The sequence below is a fragment of the Microcoleus sp. BR0-C5 genome, from assembly GCF_036705045.1.
GTDB lineage: Bacteria > Cyanobacteriota > Cyanobacteriia > Cyanobacteriales > Microcoleaceae > Microcoleus.
Window position 1 is genome coordinate 1 of the sequence record NZ_JAUBTR010000202.1, and the last position, 1,339, is coordinate 1,339.

Annotated in this window: 1 protein-coding gene; it reads right to left on the bottom strand. The window is 66.4% G+C overall.

The annotated features are described in order from the left end of the window. Positions 1-33: 33 nt before the first annotated feature. Entirely contained in the window at positions 34-1,272 is a 1,239-nt protein-coding gene (locus QUB08_RS31925; RefSeq protein ID WP_333230302.1) for an ISL3 family transposase, read from the bottom strand. Between the last annotated feature and the right edge of the window lie 67 nt (positions 1,273-1,339).

A 1,339-nucleotide genomic window follows, 5' to 3' on the forward strand; every position in this document is an offset into this window, starting at 1 on the left:
GGCTCTATCGCGTTTCCTGTGGGAAACCGCTGGTCAAGCCGGTTTGGCCGCGGCGGTCAGCCAGGGGTTTGAGGGCAGATGCTTGAGCTTGCCGCAGACGAGGTAGGCCATGAGGATCAGGCGTTGGTCGGTGCGGTAGCCGCGTGCTCTGGACTTGGCGGCTTGGATCAGCCCGTTCATCGACTCCAGAAAGCCGTTGCTTAGCCCGCTGCTGAAGTGGCCGAGGATGCCTTCGAGATGGTCCTTCAGCGTCTGTCCGACCCGCTTGAAAGGTGCCAGTCGGCAGCGCCGCGCCCAGCGGATCCATGCGCGCAACTTCGGCTCGGCTTCAGCCCGCGTGTGGGCCTCCCTGAAGATCTGGCGCAGGGCTTCCTTCATGCGCCAGGCGCGCGCGGTCTGCAGGCCGCTGCGCTGCAGGTGATGCATGGTCTGGATCTGCTGTGTGCTCCACTTCTTCGACGACTTCAGCAAGGCCCAGCGGCTGCCCTTGAGTTCGGGCGCGCGCTTGGTCTCGGCGCGTCGCACCTGATCCAGCGCCGTGCTTGCCAGCTGTACGACGTGGAAGGGATCAAAGCTGATTCGCGCCTGTGGGCACTGCGCACGCGCACCCGCCTGAAATGCCTTGGACATGTCCATGCTGACATCGGTAATGGCCTCGGGCGCGCCGCCGCGCTGACGCAGGTCCTCCGCGAAGGCCCTGAACGTCGCGGCGTTGCGGCCCGGCGTGGCGTACACCAGCCGCCGCTGCTCGGCATCGAAGAACACGCTGATGAACGCGCCGCGTCGGCTGCTGGTCTCATCAACGGCGAGCTTGGACATCGACGTCATCGATTCCTCGGTGCGCGCCTTTGGAATGTAGTGTTCGAGAACGCGCCAGACGCGCTCGTCGGAAACCCCCAGAAGGCGTGCGACCTGGGCCACCGGCATGCCCTGGCAGAGCGCGATCACGAAGGCCTCCATCACCGCGGAGAAGCCCGAGCCCGGACGGGACCACGGGACCTCGCACTGGGACGTCTTGTTGCACTGGCTGCAGGCCACCCGCGGCACGCGGGCCTCGATGTAAGCCTTGAACTGGAAGAAGTGCAGATGCTGCCAGCGCCGGGGCAGACGATCGTGGATCGGCTGATCCACCGCGCCACACGCGGGGCACGGCAGCCGGCTGGCCTGGCACTCGGCCGTGAAGTGGATGGCACCCTCAGCGGGGCGGAAGTCGAAGCCGGTGACGGCCCACGGGGCGGTCAGGCCGAGTGCTTGGGTGAAGAGCTGTTCCATCCGATAAGGCTGCACAGCGGCGCCGGGTCAGGCAAGGGCTGGCTTCCACACCAAACGAGATGGAGCC